Raw genomic sequence first — 22,284 nt, forward strand, 5'->3', positions numbered from 1 at the left:
CCAGCCCCTCGCCCGCTCCTCAGATCAGCGGCTTCTCGTAGCGCCAGGCGTCGGCGCCGTCTTCGTAGAAACCGGCAATCTGGCCGAACCGACGATAACCGCGCCGCTCATAGAGACCGATGGCGATGCCGTTATCGACACGCACCTCAAGCCGCAGCGCCCTGCAGCCATGGCCGGTGGCGCCACGCTCCGCCTGCTCCAGCAGGCCACTGCCCAGCCCCCGGCCACGGGCCCGGAGCGAGATCGCCAGCGAGTACAAGCGCGCCGTCGTGGCGCCCCGGCGGAACAGCAGCAAGGCGTAGCCAAGCAGCTCACCACCTGCCTCTGCCACGATCAGTTCGGCGCTCGGCGCTGCAATCAGGTGACGGAAGCTGCGTGCGCTCAGGCGGTCCTCGTCGAACGTGGCTTGCTCCAACGCCAGGAGAGCCGGTAAATCGGCACGCGTGGCAAGGCGATATAACAGCGACATGGGTTCTCCGTAAAACTTTCGTAATGAACCGGGACATTTCAGAAAGTTACTGCTTAATAGACACACGGCAACTTTCAGACAGGTCCGTGAACAATGTCTTCGCTACACACTAACTTCCATGAAAAGTTGAATGCAAGTTCTCTCAAGATCGTCTCAGACGCCTCAACGGAGCCGCCTTCAGCCCGTTCCAGCCAGGTCCTGATCATCGTCGAGCGCAAGGAAGACTGGGCGTCGTATATTCCCAGCGAAGATATGCTTAGCGCACGGGAATATCTGGAAGATTCCCGACAGTTCGATCAGGGAAAAGGCTTCCAGGTGATAAACCTGTGTCGCAACTACAAGTATCTTGGCCACGGTTATTATTGTTCGCTGCTTGCCGAAGCACGCGGGCACAAGGTCATTCCGTCGGTGCGCACCATCAGCGAACTGGCGAAGAAATCCCTCTACGGGCTGGCCCTGGACGGCCTGGAAAAGACCCTGGAGAAAGCCCTCGACCAGCATCCCTGCGCCAGTACCGACGGCTTCACCCTCCGTCTGTATTTCGGCCGCACCGACCTCGAGCCCTTGCAGCCCATTGCCCGCCAGCTGTTCGAGGCCTTCCCCTGCCCCATCCTGCTGGTGGACTTCCGCCGCACCGATGCCTGGCATATCGCCGGCGTGCGCCCCGGTGCCCTGCACAAGCTGCGGGAAAACCAGGAAGACCACTTCGCCGATGCCCTCGACCGCTTCAGCCGGCGCGTCTGGCGCCAGCCCAATTCGCGGCGCCTGGCGCGCTATGACCTGGCCATCCTGCACAACCCGGCCGAGACCCTGCCGCCGTCCAACGCCGCGGCGCTGGATAACTTCGTTCGCGTCGGCCGGCAACTGGGCGTCGACGTCGAACTGATCGGGAAGAAGGACTACGCGCGCCTGGCGGAGTACGACGCGCTGCTGATCCGCGAGACCACCCGCGTCGACGACCATACCTACCGCTTCGCCAAGAAGGCCGAGCGCGAGGGGCTGATCGTGATGGACGATCCGGCCTCGATCCTGCGCTGCACCAACAAGGTCTACCTGACCGACCTGCTGCGAAGCCGGGGCCTGGGCATGCCGGACACGGAAATCCTCTACAAGGACAACCCCCAGGAACTGGAGCGCGTCGGCGCGCGGCTGGGCTTCCCACTGGTGCTGAAGATCCCCGACGGCTGCTTCTCCCGTGGCGTCTACAAGGTCGAGGACGCCCAGCAACTGCGCAGCGTCAGCGCCGAACTGTTCGAGCACTCGGTGCTGCTGCTCGCCCAGGAGTATCTCTACACCGAGTACGACTGGCGCATCGGCATCCTCAACCGCAAGCCGGTGTTCGCCTGCCAGTACTTCATGTCCCGCGGGCACTGGCAGATCGTCGAGCACAAGGCCGGCGGCGAGGTGATTGGCGAGTGCCGCACCCTGCCCGTGGAAAGCGCGCCGCCCGCCGTGGTGGAGCTGGCGCTGAAGACCGCCAGCCTGATCGGCGACGGCCTCTATGGCGTGGACCTCAAGCAGGTCGGTGGCGAGGTGGTGGTGATCGAGGTGAACGACAACCCCAACCTCGACGCCGGCATCGAGGACGCCTGCCTCAAGGACGACCTCTACCGCCAGGTGCTGGAGGAATTCATCCGCCGCCTGGAACTCAAGCGGCGCGGCCAGGCGCTCTGATCCAGCCCTCAAGGAGATTCCCATGGAAGCCACGCACATCGGCCTGACCATCCTGATCGCCATCGTCGTATTCGGCACCGCGATCAACTATTTCGACCATCGCATGAAGCCGCGCGAGGTGCGTGAGCAGGCCAGGCGCAAGGCTCAGCCGAAACGCACGCAGTAGATCGGCGGCAAGTTGGCCGACAGGCACTGCCAGTGATCGCCGCTGTTCTCCGACAGCCACAATCCGCCGGTGGTGGAGCCCATGGCCAGGCACACGCCATCGTCATCCACCGCCAGGCCGTGGCGATACACCAGGTCGAAGGCCGCGCCCTGCGGCAAGCCGCTGTCGAGCACCTCGAAACTGGAACCGCCGTCGCGGGTGCGGGTAACGACGAAGCGGGCGTCCACCGGAATCCGGCAGACGTCCTTCACGGCGGGAACGAACCAGGCCGTGTCCGGCTGGGTCGGGTGGACGGCGACCGCGAAGCCAAAGCTGGACGGCTCGACCTGCACGTCGCTCCAGTGTTCGCCGCCGTCGGAAGAGCTGAAGATGCCGTTGTGGTGCTGCACCCACAGCCGCTGCGGCTGCGCAGGACAATGCACCAGGCGGTGCGGGTCCTGGATGGCGCCCTCCTCGCGCAACTCCGGCGGCATGTAGTCGGCGTACATGCCGCGGGTGGTGACACGCCAGCTGGCGCCGCCATCGTCACTCTGCCAGACGCCGCCGCAGGACACCGCGACGGTCAGGTGCTGGCTATCGCGCGGGTCGACGCTGACCGAGTGGATACCCGGCCAGTCGTAGCCACCGCCCATCCAGCGCGAACGTTCGGGGCGGTCCCACAAGGGGCGGTTCAACGCCCAGCTGTCACCGCCATCGTCGCTGCGGAACAGGCCGCCGGGAATGGTCCCGGCCCAGAGCACACCGCGCTCGGCGGCGCCGCCGGTCTCCAGGCACCAGATCTGTTGCAGGACCCAGGGCGCGCCTTCGCCCTCGCTGGATGCCGGCAACGGGTCGGGCTGCGGCGGATACATCGGCACGGCGATTTCCTGCCAGTCCTCCCCCGCGCGCTGACGCCAAAGCTTGCAGCCAAAGTGGCCGAGATTGAGGGCGGCGTAGAGGGTTTCGTCGCGCGGGTCCGCGAGCACCGTACTGAGCGGTTCGCCGATGAAGTCTCGGCGGGTTTCCTGCCAGCCATCCACACCACGCTGGAAGGTGAACAGCCCCTTGCGGGTCGCCACCAGCAATCGATCGTCCATCCTGCCCTCCTGAAATACCGCTGGGTTCTCAACCGCCGCTCAGGGCCTGGACCACGTACACCTCGCTGTCCGCCGCCAGCGCATCGCTGAGCCGGGCACGGTCGCGCAGGCGCAGGCCGTCGATGAAGATCGTCAGGTGCCGGCGCAGCGCGCCCTGGTCGTCGAGCAGGTAGCCACGCAGTTCAGGCGCGTCGGCAAATACCGCTTCCAGCGCGCCGGCGAGGGTCACGGCAGGCAACTCAAGCGCCTCGAGCGGAACGTGACGCTGGATCGACGGGGCGAAGACGATGCGGCACATGGACAAGCCCTTGATGAACCCTGACTACCCCAGTCTAGGGCAGACACGCCGGGCACTCCGGCCACTTCGACAGGATGCTCGAAGACGAGCGGAACACCTCTGGGGCGGCCCTCACGATAATCGGGAATGCAGAATCAGTTTCGATTTGGCAAAACCAAACGTCGTGAAAATCACATTTAACAAACCCATATGCCGTGCGAGTCTGCGGGAATCGTCAGCCAAATCCTTCGACATGCACCTGCTCGTTTCGCCCGCACCGCTGGAACCCGTCGCCGCCCGCAAGGCCGGCAGCGTCGTCCGCCTGCCGCGCAAACATGCCCGCTGGCTCGAACTGCAACCGCTGACCCTGCCTCTGGAACTGGCTTTCTGGGCGCTCTGGCATTGCCGCCACGCGCGCCCGCCGGATAGCGCCTCTCGCTGACCGGGCACCCGCCCGAACTCGCCCGACGGAACTACGCTCAGGACTGGCAAAACGCCGTTCTCGAACAAGACGTAGCCCGTTGCATCGCTTGCCTGCCTTCAACCCCGTGTCCTTCGGCGCGGCCCTGGCCTGCAGGTCGTCAGCGCATCCGCGTGGATGCTAACGAGAGCCCCATGAATTTCGCCTCCGTGCAAGAAGCCCAGTATTTCCTGGCCCAGAACCCCGATATCGAGATGGTCGAGCTGTTCATCCTCGACGCCAACGGCGTGCCGCGCGGCAAGCTGCTGCACCGCGAGGAACTGCTCGCCGTGTACCAGTCCGGCCGGCCGCTGCCCAGCACCATCCTCGGCCTCACCGTGCACGGCGAGGATGTGGAGGATTCCGGGCTGGTCTGGGACGTCGGCGACATCGACTGCCGCGCCTACCCGCTGCAAGGCAGCCTGGTGCGCCTGCCCTGGCGGCAGATTCCCACGGCGGCGGTGCAGGTCAGCATGCACCCCGAGCAGGGCAAGCCGGCGGACATCGCCGACCCGCGCCATGTCCTGATCCGCGTGATCGACGGCCTCAAGGCCGCTGGCTACCACCCGGTCATGGCCTGCGAGCTGGAGTTCTACCTGCTGGACGCCAAGCGCGACGCCAATGGCCGCCCGCAACCGGCCCTGGACGCCGATGGCGGCCGCCCGCGCGCCACGCAGGTGTACGGCCTGCGCGAGCTGGAGCAGATCGAGCCCTTCCTCGCCGACCTCTATGCCGCGTGCAAGGCCCAGGGCATTCCAGCGCGCACCGCCATCTCCGAGTACGCACCGGGCCAGGTGGAAATCACCCTGGAGCACGGCGATGCGCTGCTCGCCATGGACCAGGCCGTGCGCTACAAGCGCCTGGTGAAGGGCGTGGCGCACAAGCACGGCATGCAGGCGTGCTTCATGGCCAAGCCGTTCGACGACCTGGCCGGCACCGGCATGCACATGCACGTATCGCTGGCCGACGCCGAGGGCAACAACCTGTTCGCCAGCGAAGACCCGGCGGGCACTCCGCTGCTGCGCCAGTCCGTGGGCGGCATGCTGAAGAGCCTGCTCGACTCGCTGCTGCTGTTCTGCCCCAACGCCAACTCCTACCGCCGCTTCCAGGCCAACAGCTATGCACCGCTGGCACCGACCTGGGGCTGCGACAACCGCACCGTCAGCCTGCGCGTGCCCGGCGGCCCGGCCAATACCCGGCACGTGGAGCACCGCATCTGCGGCGCCGACGCCAACCCCTACCTGGCGGCCGCCGCCATCCTTGCCGGCATCCATCGCGGCATCAGCGATGCGATCGACCCGGGCGCACCAGTGGAAGGCAACGGCTACGCCCAGGCCAAGGAGCTGCTGCCCACCGACTGGCTCACCTCGCTGCGCGCGCTGGAGCGTTCCAGCTGGGCGCGGGATGCGCTGGGCCACGAATTCCTTGGCGTCTACCTGAAGGTCAAGCAAGCCGAGTACCGCCAGTTCATGGGCGAGGTCGGCGAGCAGGACTGGCGCTGGTACCTGACGCAGGCGTGAGGGACTCGTGCGCAAGTTTGAGAGCCCCTCTCCCCAGCCCTGACTGCGCGCCCCGCTCCGAAGGGAGAGGGAGTATTCGAGCCGCGAGGAAATCTGCGTCTCTCGATGCAACCACGCTGCCGGCAAACGACGATTTATCGACCCGCTCCGAACAGTCCCCTCTCCCTTCAGGGAGAGGGTCAGGGAGAGGGAAAGGAACAACGAGGAAACACGAACAATGAACGCTGCACTGAACCCCGCCACTCCCGCCCCCGAGCGCGCGAAGTCGTATTACTCCGCGAGCCTCAACGAGGAAACCAGCTACCCCACGCTGCAAGGCGAGGTGAACGTCGACATCGCCATCATCGGCGGCGGCTTCACCGGCGTCGCCACCGCCGTGGAACTGGCCGAGCGCGGCTACAAGGTCGCCATCGTCGAGACCAACAAGGTCGGCTGGGGGGCCAGCGGGCGCAATGGCGGGCAGGTCACCGGCAGCCTCTCGGGCGATTCGGCCATGGAGAAGCAGATGCGCCAGTGGCTGGGCGACGACGTCGACGACTTCATCTGGCACCTGCGCTGGCGCGGCCACGAGATCATCAGGAGCCGCGTGGAGAAGTACGGGATCCAGTGCGACCTGAAGTTCGGCCACCTGCACGCCGCGATGAAGCCCTCGCACATGGACGAGCTGAAGGCCACCTTCGACGACGCCAAGCGCCGTGGCATGGGCGACGAGATCAGCCTGCTGGATGGCGCCGGCGTGCGCGCACACCTGGAGAGCGACCTCTACTGTGGCGCCATCAAGAACACCCGCAACATGCACCTGCACCCACTCAACCTGTGCATCGGCGAAGCCAAGGCCGCCGTCAGCCTGGGCGCGCTGATCTTCGAGCACTCCGAGGTGCTGGACATCATCCACGGCCCGCGCCCGGCGGTGGTCACCTCGGGCGGACGGATCAACGCATCCCAGGTGATGCTCGCCGGCGACGTCTACCACAAGCTGGAGCGCAAGCAGCTCAAGGGCATGATCTTCCCGGCCATGGGCGGCATCGTCACCACCAGGCCGCTGGGCGAACTGGCCAAGCGCATCAACCCGCAGGACCTGGCGGTCTATGACTGTCGCTTCGTGCTCGACTACTACCGCATGACCGGCGACGGTCGCCTGCTGTTCGGCGGCGGCGCCAACTACTCCGGCCGCGACTCGCGCGACATCGCCGGCGAGCTGCGCCCGTGCATCGAGCGCACCTTCCCGGCACTCAAGGGCGTGGACATCGAGTTCCAGTGGAGCTGCGCCATGGGCATCGTGATGAACCGCATCCCGCAGTTGGGCAAGCTGTCGGAGAACGTCTGGTACTGCCAGGGCTACTCCGGCCACGGCGTAGCAACCACTCACATCATGGGCGAGATCATGGCCACGGCGATGACCGGCGACCTGGAGAAATTCGACACCTTCGCCCAGTGCAAGCACATCCGCGTGCCGATGGGCGACGTGTTCGGCAACCCGATGCTGGCGGCGGGCATGTGGTACTACCAGATGATGGAGAAGCTGCGCTGATAGCCGGCTTCGACAACGACCTGTAGGAGCAACTGTCTTTCTCTGACAGTTTGTGCCTGGGATTTTCCCTCTCCCTAACCCTCTCCCTGAAGGGAGAGGGGACCGGTCGGTGCAGGATGTATCCATGGCGTCAGCCGGCACGAACAACTCCCTCTCCCTTCGGAGCGGGGCGCGCAGCCAAGGCGGGGGGAGAGGGCATGTCCCGGCAAGATTTTCAGGTAGGAGCGAGCTTGCTCGCGAACCGAACTCTGCCGGCCTATCCGGCAGCATGGGTATCGCAAGCTCCACCCAACCTACGTTCGTGCTTCGCCGTTATGTCGAACCAAGTGGGGAGTCCGATTGCGGACAACAGGCAGACAACGGTGCCAAGCGGTTCGCGAGCAAGCTCGCTCCTACAGGAAAGCAGTGCCCCGACTCGGGCTTAGCTCTTGCTCTTGACGTCTTCCAGAGAAACACCCGCGCACTCCGAACGGCCCCGTTCAGGAGGCCTCGTTGAAGCGCAGTTTCAGGGGTTGAGCGACATGGATGTCGCGAGAGCAGCGATGGGCCAGGGATGGCCCTTCGCGGCGCGCCCCTGAAACTGCGCTTCAACGAGGGTATTTTTCGCCCCAAGCGAAAAACCGGATGATGGGGGCAAGACCTTTGCCCACTTTGGGTCGTTTGCCAAAGTGGGTCGCCCGAGGGGGCGAAACCAAAAATCCCACGCGCACGCCAAAGCGACGCAGAAAACCCTGGCGCGAGGCAGGCACATCGCGGACGGATTCCGCTCCTACGCTGGTTGGCAGAAGCGTTGATTCCGTGCCGCACGCACGGTTCCGCCCTGACACAACGGCGTACCCATAATGAAGCGCCCCGCATCTCCGCCCGCACCCGCAGCCACTCGACACCACCGCCGCGCTCAGGGATAAAGGCTCCACTTCGCCGTTGGAGTGAGCCATGCGTTTCCCCTCGATGACCGCCCTGCGCGTGCTGGACGCCGTCGCCCGCCTGGGCAGCCTGTCCGGCGCGGCCAGCGAACTGAGCCTGACCCGCAGCGCCGTCAGCCACCAGTTGCACAGCCTGGAAGACTGCCTGGGCATCCCGCTCACCGAACGGGTCGGCCGCGGCATTGCGCTGACCTACCACGGCGAATGCTTCGCTCGCGAAACCCAGCGCGCCCTGGCGATCCTCAACGAAGCGCGGCGCTTCGCCAATGCCGAGGAAGTCGCCGGCCGCCTGTGCGTGAGCTGCACGCCCGGCTTCGCCACCTACTGGCTGTGCCACCAGATCGGCAAGTTCCAGCGCGCCCACCCGCAGGTGGAGCTGAACCTCGTCTCGCCGCGGGTACCCGACGACGTCAGCGACCGCGACGTCGACCTGTTCATCGCCTACGGCGTGGGCGACTGGACCGACCTGCACGTGGACCTGATCGCTACCCTCGACACCTTCCCGGTGTGCAGCCCGTCGCTGATCAACTCGGTGGGCGGCCTCGATTCGCCGGAAGACCTCGCCAGCCTGCCCTTCCTGCACATGGTCGATCACTCCGACTGGCTGCTGTGGACGGCCGCCGCTGGGGTGAAGAACCTCAACGTGCGCAACGGCATCGTCTTCTCCGACGCGCACCTGGTGCAGTCCGCGGCCATCGCCGGGCAAGGCGTGGCCATGGGCGACGCCCTGGTCAGCGGCGACGCCATGGCCAAGGGGCAACTGGTGCGGCTGTTCAACGTCGCCATCGAACCGCCCAACCGCTACTACTTCGTCACTGACCCGGCCAAGTCCGAACGCCCCGACGTGCGAGCCTTCAAGGCCTGGATGAAGGCCGAGCTGCGGATGTCCGAGCAGTTTCGCCACAGCGGCCGCAGCGCGGTGATAGGTGAATGATTTCGAACAATGAGGGCAAAAAAACGCGATTGATGCGGAGAGAGATTTAACAATACTGCATTAAAAAAAGGCCGCTGATTTTTACCCCGATCCTCACCCGGCGGCTGCTCGAACAAGAACAAGAAATCGAGGTAAATGCAGTGGAGCGACAGCCCCAACTACGTGCGATCGGCATCGGCAAGAGCTACGGCAGTTTCAACGCGCTGGACAACGTGTCCATCGACATCCAGCAGGGCGAGTTCCTCACCCTCCTCGGGCCTTCGGGCTCCGGCAAGACCACCTTCCTGATGATCCTCGCCGGCTTCCAGGACCCGTCCCGCGGCAAGCTCGAAGAGGGCGGCGCCGACATCACCCGGCGCCCCGCCGAGAAACGCAACTTCGGCATGGTGTTCCAGGGCTACGCCCTGTTCCCGCACATGAGCATCGAAGACAACGTCGCCTTTCCGCTGAAGATCCGTGGCGTGAAGGCCGAAGAACGTAATCGCCGTGTGCGCCATATGCTCGAGGTGGTCGGCCTGGGCGAACACCTGGGCAAACGCCCCGGCGAACTCTCCGGAGGCCAGCAGCAGCGCGTGGCCATCGCCCGCGCACTGGTGTTCGAACCGGACATGCTGCTGCTCGACGAACCCCTCTCGGCACTCGACAAGAACCTGCGCGAGCAGCTGCAGGCCGAACTGCAGCGCATCCACCGCCAGGTCGGCACCACCTTCGTCTTCGTCACCCACGACCAGAACGAAGCCCTCGCCCTGTCCACCCGCATCGCCATCTTCAACCGTGGTCAACTGGCCCAGGTCGACGACCCGCAGACCATCTACAACCAGCCCAGCAACCGCTTCGTCGCCGAGTTCCTCGGCAAGATGAACCTGTTCCCGTTGAGCCAGGTGGGCCGTGCCGGCGAACTGGCCTGCGGACGCTTCGGCGAAGCCGAGCTGCGTGCCGGCTACTCCCCGGCCGTGCAGGCCGATGCGCCGCTGCTGGCGGTGCGTCCGGAACACATGCAGTTGCACAGCGCGCCGCCCCAGGTGAATGGCCATAACGTGGTGCAGGCCGTGCTCACCGCCAAGACCTACCAGGGTGCCAGCACCGAGCTGTGCCTGGGTGCCGGCACCGAGGGCAAGCAACCGATGAGCCTGGCCGTGCACGCCGACCACCAGGCCTCACGCCTGGAACAGGGCGCGAAGGTCTGGCTGAGCTGGCCCATCGAGAAAAGCCTGCTGATCGCCTGATTCGCCGAACGCGTTCGTCCCTTATTTGCTATCCCACCTGATCGGGAGCCGCCTCCATGTTCAATCCGCACCAGCAAGACTGCATCGAAGTCCTCATCGAAAAGACCCGCCGCGGGCAGATCGACCGCCGCACCTTCCTCAAGGGCATGGGCCTGATGGCCGCCCTGCCGCTGGCGTTGCGCAGCGGTGTGAGCTTCGCCGCCGGCGACAAGCCGCTGGTGGTGGTGAACTGGGGCGGCGACGCCATCAAGGCGTTCGGCAAGGCCTGGACCGAGGGGTTCTCCAAGGCCACCGGTATTCCCACCAAGATCGACGGCAGCGGCCCGACCGAGGGCGCCATCCGCACCCAGCTGTCCAGCGGCCGGGTGAGCTGGGACGTGGTCGACGCGGAAAGCTCGATCCTGCAGAACCTCGGCAAGGAAGGCCTGGTGCAGCCCATCGACTACAACGTGGTGTCCAAGGACAAGGTGCTGCCCGGCTTCGCCTACGAATACGGGATCGCCGACTACATGCTCAGCTACGTGATCGCCTACGACAGCGAGCGCTTCGGCGACAAGGCACCCAAGACCTGGGCCGACTTCTGGGACGTGAAGACCTTCCCCGGCAAGCGCACCCTCTACAAGTGGATGAACGGCATGCTCGAGGCCGCGCTGCTGGCCGACGGCGTGGCGCCGGACAAGCTCTACCCGCTGGACGTCCCGCGCGCCATGAAAAAGATCGAGGAGCTCAAGCCCCACGTGCTGGCCTTCTGGGGCTCGGGCGCGGAGACCCAGCAACTGCTGATCGAGGGCGAAGTCTCCATGGGTGCCATCTGGAACACCCGCGCCCAGGTGATCACCGAGGACAGCGAAGACCGCATCAAGTGGACCTTTGACAACGCCCTGCTGGGCTGCAGCAACTGGGGCGTGCTCAAGGGCAATCCGGCCGGCACCGAAGCCGCCATGAAGTTCATCGCCTACGCCCAGGACCCGCAGTCTCAGGTGGAGCTGTTCAAGATGTTCGGCAACGGCCCGGCCAACCCCGCCGCCGCCGCGCTGATCCCGGACGACCGCAAGCACCTGAACTGCACCGATCCGTCCAACCTGCCCAAGCAGGTAATGCTCAGCCACGAGTGGTACACCGACCATTACGCGGCAACCCTGGAGCAATACCTGACCCACATTTCCAAGTGATGCGGAGCGCAGGTCATGGCCGATAACGCCCCCTCGCGGCTGAAGCTGGGCGCCCTGCTGCTGCCGCTGCCGATCGTCCTGTTCGTGTTCTACGTACTGCCCTTTCTCGGCGTGCTCGGCTGGAGCGTGACCCTGCCGGAACCGGGGATCGAGCAGTACCAGCGGATCATGACGGACCCGGCGATCCACGACGTGCTCTGGCGGACCTTCCGCCTGTGCACCACGGTCAGCGTGGTGTCCCTGCTGATCGCCTACCTGATGGCCTACTGCTGGGTCTACAGCCCGCCGTTCTGGCAGCGCGTGGTGGAAATCTGCGTGTTCATCCCGTTCTGGCTCTCGGTGCTGGTGCGCGCCTTCGGCTGGCTGATCGCCCTGCGCAGCAACGGGCTGCTCAACGACTGGCTGCAGTACCTGGGGATCACCAGCGAGCCCTTGCAGCTCACCCGCAACGAGCTGGGCGTGGTGATCGGCATGGTCCACTTCATGGTGCCCTTCGCGCTGTTCCCGCTGGTCTCCACCATGCGTCGCCTCGACCCGCGCGTGCTGCTGGCCGCGCGCGGCCTGGGCGCCGGGCAGATGCGCACCTTCTGGAGCATCTTCGTGCCGCAGACCATCCCCGGCATCCTCGGCGCGTTCATCATCGTCTTCGTGTTCTGCCTGGGCTTCTTCATCACCCCGGCGATCCTCGGCGGCGGACAGACCGTGATGGTGGCCGAGTATGTCTACCTGCAGATGTTCCAGACCAGCAACTGGGGCCTGGGCGCCGCGCTCTCGGTGGTGCTGCTGGCGCTGGTCAGCGGGATGATCTGGGCGCTGCTGCGCATGACCCGCGTCGACAAGCTGGTGGGATAAGGAGCCGCAGAGATGAATGCACACGAAACCAAGGCACCGAGCCGCCTACTGGCGACCATGGCGATGATCTTCATGGTCTTCCCGCTGCTGGCGGTGATCCCGGTGTCCTTCACCAGCAAGCGCTTCCTGTCGATGCCCAATGGCAACTGGTCGCTGCGCCACTATCAGGCGTTGCTGGACAGCCCGGAATGGCTCTCGGCAATCAGCCAGAGCCTGGTCGTCGCCACCGCCACCTGTGTGATTGCGACGGCGCTGGCCGTCAGCTTCAGCCTCGGCATCTGGTACCTGCGCTCGCGCCTGGCGACCCTGCTGATCGGCCTGGTGCTACTGCCCATGGCGATCCCGCCGATGATCTCGGCGATGGTCCTGTACTTCATGGAAACCAAGGTCAGCCAGTTCGCCCCCGGCCTGGGCTATGACACCCTGTTCGGCCTGACCATCGCGCACATCGTGATGGTCGTGCCCTACGGCGTGGTGACCATGCTGGTGGCGCTGAGCCAACTGGACCGGCGCATCGAGCTGGCCGCGCGAAACCTTGGCGCGAGCCTGGGCCAGACCACCTTCATGGTGGTGCTGCCGAACCTCAAGCTGGGCGTGGCGAGCACGGCGCTGCTGTGCTTTGCGCTGTCCTGGGAAGAGATCGCGGTGACCCTGTTCGTCACCAGCACCGAGGTCAACACCCTGCCCCGGCAGATCTGGTCCGGCCTGCGCGACAACATCGACCCGGCCGTGGCGGCCATCTCGGTGGTGCTGATCGCCCTGACCTTCGTCGCGCTGATCGGCCGGATGATCGCCCAGCGCATCGCCGCGCGGCCCGTAGGCAGCTGAAGAACCCAACCCAGCAGGAGCGGGCCTGCTCGCGAACATATTCCCTGGCGGCGCATGCGCTATGCGGTTCGCGAGCAAGCTCGCTCCTACAAAATCCGGCAGGTCCTGCGGCTGAGATTCAGCGCAGTACTCACTCCGCCTTCTTGCGAATCCAGTACAGGTAGGTGCCCGCCTCTTCCTGCTGCTCCACCAGCTCGTGGCCGAGGAAGACGCAGAACTTGGGGATGTCGCGGCGGGTGGACGGATCGGTGGCGATCACCTTGAGCAGGCCGCCGGCCGGCAGGTCGCGCACCTTGTTGTGCAGCATCATGACCGGCTCGGGGCAGTTCAGGCCGGTGGCGTCGAGAATCGCATCGACAGGCTGGGACATCGCGGAACTCCAGAAAAACGAATGGCATATTCTCGCGCAAAGCGCACCGCGCGGTCACCCCGCGTCCGTCCGGGTCACCGAACCTTGGTTGGGGGTAGGCGCTGCGCACGCCGGGCATGCTGGCGCATTCGCCTGCGCTGTCCGCCCGGATAGCCGCCTCTCGACTGGAGCCCCGATGCGCGCCCTCCTCTGCCTGTGTCTCGTGCTGCTCGCCGGCTGCGCCGCCCGCGACCAGGTCCCCGACTTCAACGCCAGCGCCGGCCAGGACCTGCCGGCCAGCTGGTTCGAAGCCGTCATCATCGCCCGCGACGGTACCCGGCTCTCCGCCACCGTGTTCCAGCCGGCGCTGAAAGCCGGCGAGAGCGCTCCGCTGATCGTCCACACCCATGGCTGGGGCGGCTGGCGGGTGACCGGGCCGGACGGCTACTACGGCAAGAACATGATGTCCGGTCGCGCTGCGCTGCGTGCCTGGAAGGCCGGTTTCTGGGTGGTCAGCTACGACCAGCGCGGCTGGGGCGGCAGCGACGGGCGCATCGAGATGATGAACCCGCAGTTCGAGGTGCAGGACGCCAGCGCGGTAATCGACTGGGCCGCGACACACCTGGCGCGGCTGACCCTGGACGGCCCGAACGATCCGCGCGTCGGCATGCTCGGCGAAAGCTACGGGGGCGCCGTGCAACTGCTGGCCTCGGCGGAAGACCCGCGCATCGACGCCATCGTGCCCATTGCCACCTGGTACGACCTGGCCGATGCCCTGGCGCCGGACGGCCAGTTGAAGATCGGCTGGGGCGGCGTGCTGGTGAGCCTGGGCCTGGCCACCGGCTATGACCTGGGCAAGTTTGTCCAGGCCGATTACCTGCACACCACCGGCGGACGCATGGCGCCACCAGTACAGGCCGAGCTGCACGCCAACAGCCTCGCCAGCTATTGCGCGGCCGGTCGCCTGCCCCATGCGGACGCCCTGCTGATCCAGGGCCTGCGCGACACCCTGTTCCCGCTGGACCAGGGCCTGCAGATCCGCCAATGCCTGAAGCAGGGCCCGGCCGACGTGCGCCTGCTGGGCATGCAGGGCGGGCACATCCTGCCACCGCCGCTGCAAGCGTGGAGCGGGCTGCCGCCGTTCAACAACGAGCCGGTGATCCATTGCGGCTCACGGGCGATCAACCTCTATACCGGCATCGTCGCCTGGTACGAGGAGAAACTGCGCAAGCGCCCCGGTGCCGCCGATGGCGTACCGGACCTGTGCATCAGCCTCGATCTCGACCAGGGCGTCGCACTGGACGACCTGCCGTCTCCCGGCCCCACCGTGGCATTACCGGCCACAGCCATCCGCCCGGCGGTAAGCGGCCTGCTGCAACCGTCGCGCTTCGTCCCCCTGCTGCACGTCAGCGAGCCCAGCGCCCTGCTCGGCAGCGCCGAAATCCACCTCAGCCAGCCGCTGACCGAGCGCCCCGACGCGCAGGTATTCGCAGCGCTGGCGATCCGCAGCGTCGATGGCCGCACGCGCCGCCTGGACGAACAGGTGAAGCCTTTGGTGAATCAGGGCAGCACACGCCTGAACGCCGTCAGCACCAGCCTCGCGCCAGGGGATGAGATCGGCTTGCTGCTGAGCGGATTCAGCGACCAGTACCTGTTCAACAGTTCCTGGCGCTTCTCGCCAGTGCAGTTGGAGGGCGAAGTGCAACTACCCAGCCTCATCCCGCTGCATCCTCGCGTCGCCGCACGCCGCTGACGCCTCTGCCGTGTGGTTCGCGAGCGCGCTCGCTCCTACAGGTGTGCGTCGGGACGCTCTTCCTAGGAGCGAGCGTGCTCGCGAACAAAGCCGCAGCCGCTCGTCCCTGAGATACGACTAGCGCAGCGGCCCGTCCGGCGCCTCGTCCAGCTGTGCCAGCAGCATCGGCTGGCCGTCGCCCTCGGCGGGCAGCAGTGCCCACTGCTCCTTCTTGCCCAGTCGCCGGTAGCTCTGCTTCACCTGGCTGCCCAGCGGCAGCGGTGCCTTGAAGTGGGCATCCAGGCGTACGTTCTCGGCCAGGCGGCGGCCGGTCAGGCTGCGCGCCAGCCCCCACATACCGTGGGCAAAGGGTTTGCCGAAACCGTAGTGAGAGGCCATCAGCCGCGACAGGTGCAGCGGGTTGAAGTCGCCGCTCAACCCCGCGTAGCGCCAGCCGACGATCTTCGGCACGCGCCACTGCACGCCGGAATGCACTGGCGCGTCCAGGGTATGCCACTGGGCGCGCTCCGGCAGCGGGTCGGGCTCGCTCCCGTCATCGAGGAAGTCGCCGCGGCGCAGGTAGGTGGTGATCGACTGCCAGTAAAGCATGTCGTGGTGCCAGGCCTCGGTGACCAGATCCACCTCCAGGCCCAACTCGCTGCGACGGCTGGTGAGGATGCGGCAGTCGAACTGCAGCGGCTCGTTTTCGTCGAGCATGCGGTAGCGCTGGATATGGCTGCGCAGGTGGATCAGGCCGACCACCGACAGCGGCATGCGCGAACGACTGAGCAGGCGCAGGTGCAGCGGCAGGCTGATGACCTGCGGATAGAGGAACGGCACGCCCAGCGCCGGGTCGAGGCCGAAGTGCTGGCGATACGCGCGCAGGTGGCGCAGGTCGAACGTGAGGGTGCGGCTGTCCATCGCCAGGTAGGGCACGCGCTCATCGCGGCCGAGGCCGCGGCGTGGCAGCAGCATGCGGCTGTAACTGCCCAGGAGGGAGGGCAACTTTCGCTTCACGAAGGTCTCCGGAGGATCTCGCGCCGCACAGCATGGGCAATGCCGGGCGGCACGGCAAGTCACCGAAGGTCGGGTGGCGTGACCGGGCAGTTCCGCGTCGCTAGCGGTCGCCCTTCTCGAGACGACGCAGGTGGCAGGTCACTTCCTCGCGGTCGTGATAGAGCTGCTTGCAGCCGACCTGCACCTTCAGGCCACGCTCGCGGAAGGACTCCTCCAGGCGGTCGAGGATGCGTCGCACCTCGGCGTAGCGCTGCTTCATCGGCAGCTTGAGGTTGACGATGGCCTCGCGGCACAGCCCTTCGCCGATCCAGGTTTCGATCATCGCTCCGGTGCGTGCGGGCTTCTCGACGATGTCACAGACCATCCAGTCCATGCGCTGGCGCGGACGGAAGGCGTATCCGTCGACGCGCTGGTGCTCGACCAGGCCGGAATACATCAGGTTCTCCGCCATCGGCCCGTTGTCCACGGCGACGACGCGCATCTCCCGGTTGACCAGCTGCCAGGTCCAGCCGCCGGGCGATGCGCCCAGGTCCACGGCCAGCATGTCCGGCGCCAGGCGGCGGTCCCAGTCGGCGCGGGGAATGAAGTGGTGCCAGGCCTCTTCCAGCTTCAGCGTGGAGCGACTGGGCGCCTCACGGGGGAACTTCAGACGCGGAATCCCCATCGGCCACATGGCGCAGTTGCGCGCCTCCGCCAGGCCGATGAAGGCCTCGCGGCCGGAGCGGAAGGTCAACAGCAGGCGCGGCAGGCTCGGGTCTTCCACCAGCTTGCCGGCTTTCATCAGCGCAGTGCGCAGAGGCTTCTCGAACTTGCGGCAGAAGGTCGAGAGCTCCTTGCCGTCATTGGTGTCGAACACCTCCAGCCAGAGGCTGCCGCACGGCGGGAAGCCGGCCAGGGCTTCGAGGATCGCACCGATGCGGTCCGTTTCCGGCAGCGCAGTGAAGCCGTTACCACGGGCCCACTGGCGCGGGAAGATCAGGTCGGAGAAGCGCAATTGACGCATCAGGCGATCGGCGCCGTCCTCGTCCATGCAGATGAATTCGGCATAGGCGGTGGCCGGCTTGGCCCGCGCGTAACCGGGAATGTCCAGGCGCGCGGCGTGCTCGGACAGTTCCGCGCAAACCTCATTCTCGAAGCCCGGGCGGCAGTGCAGTAACAGGGTATTCATCGGCGTGTCTCCTCGGCCGCGCACTATAGAGGCTGCCCGCGAAGGTTTCATGCAGATTCGCCGGAAATCTCCCGCGAGCAAGGTCACTTGTTCTGAACCCCAGCCGAGAACCGAGGGTCCAGAACAGATGGCAATACCCCTTCGGGCGGTCTAGCTTGAGTGATCTGGCCCAGCCCGCCAGAAGACTGCCCGAGATTGCCCTGCCTGGCGAAGAGTGCCACCGATCGCGGCCTGTCCAGATGGAACAGGCCTGCGATAGATCAGGACGTTAGCGCCCTGCTTCGCCAAGTATCGCCAGTGCACCGTCGTATCGGCCGCGCTGCCGATCACGAGCAGAATCCAAGCCTGAGGAGAATGTCATGCCCGCAGTGGATAGCCTGAACAGCCTGCGCACCCTGGAGGTCGCCGGCAAGACCTATCACTACTACAGCCTGCCCGAAGCGGCGAAGAGCCTGGGGGACCTGGGCAAGCTGCCGATGTCCCTGAAAGTCCTGCTGGAAAACCTGTTGCGCTGGGAGGACGACAACACCGTCACCGGCGACGATCTCAAAGCCCTGGCCGGCTGGCTGAAGACTCGCAGCTCCGAACGCGAGATCCAGTACCGCCCTGCCCGCGTGCTGATGCAGGACTTCACCGGCGTGCCGGCGGTGGTCGACCTCGCCGCCATGCGCGACGCCATGGCCAAGGCCGGCGGCGACCCGCAGAAGATCAACCCGCTGTCCCCCGTCGACCTGGTCATCGACCACTCGGTGATGGTGGACAAGTTCGCCAGCCAGTCCGCCTTTGCCCAGAACGTCGAGATCGAGATGGAGCGCAACGGAGAACGCTACGCCTTCCTGCGCTGGGGACAGAACGCCTTCGACAACTTCCGCGTGGTGCCGCCGGGCACCGGCATCTGCCACCAGGTCAACCTGGAGTACCTGGGACGCACCGTATGGACCAAGGACGAGGACGGCCGCACCTACGCCTTCCCCGACACCCTGGTCGGCACCGACTCCCACACCACCATGATCAACGGCCTCGGCGTGCTCGGCTGGGGCGTGGGGGGCATCGAGGCGGAAGCGGCCATGCTCGGCCAGCCGGTCTCGATGCTGATTCCCGAGGTGATCGGCTTCAAGCTCACCGGCAAGCTGAAGGAAGGCATCACCGCCACCGACCTGGTCCTGACCGTCACGCAGATGCTGCGCAAGAAAGGCGTCGTCGGAAAATTCGTCGAATTCTACGGTGACGGCCTCGCCGACCTGCCACTGGCCGACCGCGCCACCATCGCCAACATGGCGCCGGAATACGGCGCCACCTGTGGCTTCTTCCCGGTGGACGACATCACCCTGGGCTACCTGCGCCTGTCCGGCCGACCGGACGACGCCGTCAGACTGGTGGAGGCCTACAGCAAGGCTCAGGGCTTGTGGCGCGAGAAAGGCCACGAGCCAGTGTTCACCGATTCCCTGCAACTGGACATGGGCGACGTCGAAGCCAGCCTGGCCGGGCCCAAGCGCCCGCAGGACCGCGTCGCCCTCGGCCATGTCAGCCAGGCCTTCGATGACTTCCTCGGTCTGCAGATCAAACCCGCCTCCACCGAGGAGGGCCGTCTGCTCAGCGAAGGTGGCGGTGGCGCCGCCGTGGGCGCGGCAGCCCAGACCGGCGAGGCCGACTACCAGCACGACGGTCATACCTACCGGCTGAAGAATGGTGCCGTGGCCATCGCCGCCATCACCTCCTGCACCAACACCTCCAACCCCAGTGTGATGATGGCCGCCGGCCTGCTGGCCAAGAAGGCGCTGGAGAAAGGGCTGCAACGCAAGCCCTGGGTGAAGAGTTCGCTGGCCCCAGGCTCCAAGGTGGTCACCGAGTACTTCCATGCCGCCGGCCTGACCCGCTACCTGGACGAACTGGGCTTCGACCTGGTGGGCTACGGCTGCACCACCTGCATCGGCAACTCCGGCCCACTGCTGGAGCCCATCGAGAAGGCCATCCAGCAGGCGGACCTGACCGTCGCCTCGGTGCTTTCCGGCAACCGCAACTTCGAGGGCCGCGTGCACCCGCTGGTGAAGACCAACTGGCTGGCTTCGCCGCCACTGGTAGTGGCCTACGCACTGGCCGGCACGGTGCGCACCGACCTGACGAAAGACCCGTTGGGCACCGGCAAGGACGGCAAGCCGGTCTATCTGAAGGACATCTGGCCGACCCAGCAGGAAATCGCCGAGGCGATTCAGAAAGTCGACACGGCAATGTTCCACAAGGAGTACGCCGAAGTCTTCCAGGGCGATGAGAAATGGCGCGCCATCCAGGTGCCGGACGCCAAGACCTACACCTGGCAGAACGATTCCACCTACATCCAGCATCCGCCGTTCTTCGAGCACATCGCCGAAGCACCGCCAAAGGTCGAGGACATCAAGGGCGCCAACATCCTCGCGGTACTGGGCGACTCGGTGACCACCGACCACATCTCCCCCGCCGGCAACATCAAGAAGGACAGCCCGGCCGGTCGCTACCTCAGCGAGCATGGTGTGGCCTACGCCGACTTCAACTCCTACGGCTCGCGCCGTGGGAACCATGAGGTGATGATGCGCGGCACCTTCGCCAACATCCGCATCAAGAACGAGATGCTCGGCGGCGAGGAAGGCGGTAACACGCTCTACGTCCCCACCGGCGACAAGCTGGCGATCTACGACGCCGCCATGCGCTACCAGCAGGACGGCACGCCGCTGGTCATCGTCGCCGGCAAGGAATACGGCACCGGATCGTCCCGCGACTGGGCCGCCAAGGGCACCAACCTGCTGGGGGTGAAGGCGGTGATCGCCGAGAGCTTCGAGCGCATCCACCGCTCCAACCTGGTGGGCATGGGCGTACTGCCGTTGCAGTTCAAGGACGGCCAGGACCGCAAGGCACTGAAGCTGACCGGCAAGGAAGTGCTCAGCATCAGCGGCCTGTCGGCCGAGCTGAAGCCGCACATGAACCTCAAGGTCGACGTGAAACGCGAAGACGGCAGCCAGGACAACTTCGAGGTGCTCTGCCGCATCGACACCCAGAATGAAGTCGAGTACTTCAAGGCTGGCGGCATCCTCCACTACGTGCTGCGAAGCCTGATCTAAAGCGGTGCGGCGGCCTGCAACGGGCCGCCGCCCTCCTTCTTTCGTTTCATTTCCGTGACCAGTGGCGATGCGCTATCGTCATTCTCTCGGCGTCACTCTTCTGACATTTTTTTGTGATTGCCATCAAATTTCCGATCCGGCGGCCGATAAGCTGGACAGACGTACCAATTCGCCTTTCTCCGGGATCCCAGCCTGATGCGCAACAACCAGCCGATCACCCAGCGTGAACGCACCTTCCCTGCCGAACAGCGGCTGATCTCCACCACCGACGCCCGCGGCGTCATCAGCTACGCCAACGACGCCTTCACCGCCATCAGCGGCTTCACCCGCGAGGAACTGGTCGGCGCGCCGCACAATCTGGTACGCCATCCGGACGTGCCCTCGGCGGTCTTCGCGCACATGTGGGCAACCCTGAAGAAGGGCCGTCCGTGGATGGGCATCGTCAAGAACCGCTGCAAGAACGGCGACCACTACTGGGTCAGCGCTTACGTCACACCCATCTACGAGCGCAACGAGATCGTCGGCTATGAATCGGTACGGGTGAAACCCACCGCCGAACAGGTACGCCGCGCCGAGGCGCTGTATGCGCGAATCAATGCCGGGAAGTCGGCCATTCCCGCCCGTGATCGCTGGTTGCCGGTGCTACTGGACTGGCTGCCGTTCATCCTGGTCGGCCAGATCGGCTTCCTCGTCGGCGTCTGGCTGAACTCTTCCTGGGGCTTCCTGCTGGCCGCCCTGCTCTCCATTCCGCTGGGCCTGGCCGGCCTCGGCTGGCAGCAACGGGGGCTCAAGCGCCTGCTGCGCCTGGCCGAGCAGACCACCTCCGACCCGTTGATCGCGCAGATGTACACCGACAGCCGTGGTGCCCAGGCACGCCTGGAAATGTCGATCCTCAGCCAGGAGGCACGCCTCAAGACCTGCCTGACCCGTCTACAGGACACCGCCGAAACCCTGACCGAGCAGGCCCGGGAAGCCGACTCGCTGGCCCACCACAGTTCCGCCGGCCTGGACCGCCAGCGCCAGGAAACCGAGCAGGTCGCCACCGCCGTCAACCAGATGGCAGCGACCACCCAGGAGGTGGCCGACAACGTGCAGCGCACCGCCGACGCCACCCGCCAGGCCAACGACCTGACTACCGAAGGCCGGCAGATCGCCGCCGAGACGCGCGAGGCCATGCAGCGCCTGTCCAGCTCCGTGGGCGAGACCGGCGAAGCGGTCAGCCAACTGGCCCGCGACAGCGAGCAGATCGGCGGCGTGGTGGACGTGATCAAGGGCATCGCCGACCAGACCAACCTGCTGGCCCTGAACGCGGCCATCGAGGCGGCCCGCGCCGGCGAGATGGGACGTGGGTTTGCCGTGGTGGCCGACGAGGTGCGCCAGTTGGCCCAGCGTACCGCGGAGTCCACCGGGCAGATTCATCAGCTGATTGCCAACCTGCAGAACACTGCCACCGAGGCGGTGCGCGCCATGGACTCCGGTCGTCGTCAGGCGGACGAAGGCGTGGAGCGTGTGCTGCAGGCGGACAGCGCCCTGGTGGGCATCAGCGACGCGGTCGCCAATATCACCGAGATGACTACCCAGATCGCCGCCGCTGCGGAGGAGCAGAGCGCCGTGGCCGAAGAGATCAACCGCAACATCAGCACCATCGCCAACCTCGCCGACCAGACCTCCGGCGAAGCTCAGCGTACGGCCCTGCTCAGCGAAGAGCTGACGCAGACGGCGCACCGCCAGTATTCGCTGGTGGAGCGATTCAACCGCTGATTCAGTCGAGACTACCTGTAGGAGCGAGCCCAGCGCGCGATCGCGGGCGAAGCC

19 protein-coding genes are annotated in these 22,284 nt (G+C 65.9%); 13 read left to right on the forward strand and 6 right to left on the reverse strand.

Annotation, left to right across the window (positions count from 1 at the left end; translation table 11 throughout):
- Positions 1 to 19: 19 nt before the first annotated feature.
- A complete protein-coding gene (locus AC1ZV1_RS19180) occupies positions 20 to 469 on the reverse strand; it encodes a GNAT family N-acetyltransferase (RefSeq protein WP_484293143.1) in 450 nt (149 codons plus the stop codon).
- 93 nt (positions 470 to 562) lie between these two features.
- On the opposite strand from AC1ZV1_RS19180, the gene AC1ZV1_RS19185 reads away from it, so the two are divergent.
- Both AC1ZV1_RS19185 and AC1ZV1_RS19190 read left to right on the forward strand, forming a co-directional pair.
- Positions 563 to 2,143: a RimK family protein gene (locus AC1ZV1_RS19185; protein ID WP_484293144.1), complete on the forward strand. Its 1,581-nt coding sequence runs from the start codon at positions 563 to 565 to the stop codon at positions 2,141 to 2,143.
- A 22-nt stretch (positions 2,144 to 2,165) separates the two neighbouring features.
- Positions 2,166 to 2,309 carry a hypothetical protein gene (locus AC1ZV1_RS19190; protein WP_156160346.1) on the forward strand — a complete coding sequence of 48 codons (144 nt, stop codon included), beginning with the start codon at positions 2,166 to 2,168 and terminating at the stop codon, positions 2,307 to 2,309.
- Here AC1ZV1_RS19190 and AC1ZV1_RS19195 read toward each other — a convergent pair.
- Together AC1ZV1_RS19195 and AC1ZV1_RS19200 are read right to left on the reverse strand one after the other, a co-directional pair.
- Complete coding sequence (locus AC1ZV1_RS19195; protein WP_484293145.1) at positions 2,288 to 3,385, reverse strand: WD40/YVTN/BNR-like repeat-containing protein; 1,098 nt, start codon at positions 3,383 to 3,385, stop codon at positions 2,288 to 2,290. The two genes, AC1ZV1_RS19190 and AC1ZV1_RS19195, sit on opposite strands and share 22 nt — an antisense overlap.
- A 28-nt stretch (positions 3,386 to 3,413) precedes the next feature.
- Positions 3,414 to 3,683 (reverse strand): MoaD/ThiS family protein, encoded by a 270-nt coding sequence (locus tag AC1ZV1_RS19200; RefSeq protein WP_484293146.1) that lies wholly within the window; start codon positions 3,681 to 3,683, stop codon positions 3,414 to 3,416.
- A 232-nt stretch (positions 3,684 to 3,915) separates the two neighbouring features.
- On the opposite strand from AC1ZV1_RS19200, the gene AC1ZV1_RS19205 reads away from it, so the two are divergent.
- The 8 genes from AC1ZV1_RS19205 (at position 3,916) to AC1ZV1_RS19240 (ending at position 13,111) form a co-directional block, all read left to right on the forward strand.
- Positions 3,916 to 4,104 carry a hypothetical protein gene (locus AC1ZV1_RS19205; RefSeq protein ID WP_484293147.1) on the forward strand — a complete coding sequence of 63 codons (189 nt, stop codon included), beginning with the start codon at positions 3,916 to 3,918 and terminating at the stop codon, positions 4,102 to 4,104.
- A 173-nt stretch (positions 4,105 to 4,277) separates the two neighbouring features.
- The gene (locus AC1ZV1_RS19210; protein WP_484293148.1) at positions 4,278 to 5,642 is read left to right on the forward strand and encodes a glutamine synthetase family protein; all 1,365 of its coding nucleotides are present in this window, start codon (positions 4,278 to 4,280) and stop codon (positions 5,640 to 5,642) included.
- A gap of 217 nt (positions 5,643 to 5,859) precedes the next feature.
- Positions 5,860 to 7,173, forward strand: a complete 1,314-nt coding sequence (locus AC1ZV1_RS19215) for an NAD(P)/FAD-dependent oxidoreductase (protein ID WP_484293149.1) — start codon at positions 5,860 to 5,862, stop codon at positions 7,171 to 7,173.
- A gap of 936 nt (positions 7,174 to 8,109) precedes the next feature.
- Entirely contained in the window at positions 8,110 to 9,033 is a 924-nt protein-coding gene (locus tag AC1ZV1_RS19220; RefSeq protein WP_484293150.1) for a LysR substrate-binding domain-containing protein, read from the forward strand.
- 140 nt (positions 9,034 to 9,173) lie between these two features.
- Positions 9,174 to 10,259 (forward strand): ABC transporter ATP-binding protein, encoded by a 1,086-nt coding sequence (locus AC1ZV1_RS19225; protein WP_484293151.1) that lies wholly within the window; start codon positions 9,174 to 9,176, stop codon positions 10,257 to 10,259.
- 56 nt (positions 10,260 to 10,315) lie between these two features.
- On the forward strand, positions 10,316 to 11,431 hold the full coding sequence (locus AC1ZV1_RS19230; protein ID WP_484293152.1) for an ABC transporter substrate-binding protein: 1,116 nt from the start codon (positions 10,316 to 10,318) through the stop codon (positions 11,429 to 11,431).
- Between the two features lie 15 nt (positions 11,432 to 11,446).
- On the forward strand, positions 11,447 to 12,283 hold the full coding sequence (locus AC1ZV1_RS19235; RefSeq protein WP_484293153.1) for an ABC transporter permease: 837 nt from the start codon (positions 11,447 to 11,449) through the stop codon (positions 12,281 to 12,283).
- A gap of 12 nt (positions 12,284 to 12,295) precedes the next feature.
- The gene (locus AC1ZV1_RS19240) at positions 12,296 to 13,111 is read left to right on the forward strand and encodes an ABC transporter permease (RefSeq protein WP_484293154.1); all 816 of its coding nucleotides are present in this window, start codon (positions 12,296 to 12,298) and stop codon (positions 13,109 to 13,111) included.
- A gap of 130 nt (positions 13,112 to 13,241) precedes the next feature.
- On the opposite strand, the gene tusA is transcribed toward AC1ZV1_RS19240, so the two are convergent.
- Positions 13,242 to 13,481, reverse strand: a complete 240-nt coding sequence (tusA, locus tag AC1ZV1_RS19245; RefSeq protein ID WP_015477744.1) for a sulfurtransferase TusA — start codon at positions 13,479 to 13,481, stop codon at positions 13,242 to 13,244.
- Between the two features lie 175 nt (positions 13,482 to 13,656).
- On the opposite strand from tusA, the gene AC1ZV1_RS19250 reads away from it, so the two are divergent.
- The gene (locus tag AC1ZV1_RS19250; protein ID WP_484293155.1) at positions 13,657 to 15,213 is read left to right on the forward strand and encodes an alpha/beta hydrolase; all 1,557 of its coding nucleotides are present in this window, start codon (positions 13,657 to 13,659) and stop codon (positions 15,211 to 15,213) included.
- Positions 15,214 to 15,330: 117 nt separating this feature from the next.
- Here the strand turns inward: AC1ZV1_RS19250 and AC1ZV1_RS19255 are convergent, their stop codons facing one another.
- Together AC1ZV1_RS19255 and rlmM are read right to left on the reverse strand one after the other, a co-directional pair.
- Positions 15,331 to 16,209, reverse strand: a complete 879-nt coding sequence (locus tag AC1ZV1_RS19255) for a MaoC family dehydratase (protein WP_484293156.1) — start codon at positions 16,207 to 16,209, stop codon at positions 15,331 to 15,333.
- A gap of 100 nt (positions 16,210 to 16,309) precedes the next feature.
- Positions 16,310 to 17,377 carry a 23S rRNA (cytidine(2498)-2'-O)-methyltransferase RlmM gene (rlmM, locus tag AC1ZV1_RS19260; protein WP_484293157.1) on the reverse strand — a complete coding sequence of 356 codons (1,068 nt, stop codon included), beginning with the start codon at positions 17,375 to 17,377 and terminating at the stop codon, positions 16,310 to 16,312.
- A 359-nt stretch (positions 17,378 to 17,736) separates the two neighbouring features.
- Here rlmM and acnA point away from each other — a divergent pair, with 359 nt between their 5' ends.
- Complete coding sequence (gene acnA / locus AC1ZV1_RS19265; protein ID WP_484293158.1) at positions 17,737 to 20,469, forward strand: aconitate hydratase AcnA; 2,733 nt, start codon at positions 17,737 to 17,739, stop codon at positions 20,467 to 20,469.
- A 195-nt stretch (positions 20,470 to 20,664) separates the two neighbouring features.
- Positions 20,665 to 22,230, forward strand: coding sequence for a methyl-accepting chemotaxis protein (locus AC1ZV1_RS19270; RefSeq protein ID WP_484293159.1), 1,566 nt, complete (start codon positions 20,665 to 20,667; stop codon positions 22,228 to 22,230).
- The last annotated feature ends 54 nt before the right edge of the window (positions 22,231 to 22,284 follow it).

The sequence above is a fragment of the Pseudomonas sp. BB438 genome, assembly GCF_057180225.1.